Below are 250 nucleotides of genomic sequence, written 5' to 3'. Positions count from 1 at the left end.
CTCGATGATTATTCAGATGAACCGGACTTCAAGATAGACCCTGAAACGTATGTGAATCATATCGCGAAAGCGAAAGAGGCGGTACGCATTCCGATCATCAGTAGCTTGAATGGCTCGACCTTTGGCGGCTGGCAGCGCTACGCCCGGCAAATTGAACAAGCTGGCGTAGATGCATTGGAACTCAACCTCTACAACGTACCGACTGATCCGGAGCGTACGGCCGATGACATCGAGACGGAATATTTGACCA

1 pseudogene is annotated in these 250 nt (G+C 50.8%); it reads left to right on the top strand.

From position 1 onward, the window contains the following. A pseudogene (locus tag EUU22_RS04260) lies at nt 1-250 on the top strand (hypothetical protein); the annotation flags it as partial.

The organism is Ciceribacter ferrooxidans (genome assembly GCF_004137355.1).
GTDB classification, from domain to species: Bacteria; Pseudomonadota; Alphaproteobacteria; order Rhizobiales; family Rhizobiaceae; genus Allorhizobium; species Allorhizobium ferrooxidans.
Note: the sequence above shows the minus strand (reverse complement) of the source record. Positions and strands in the feature narration are given on the sequence as shown.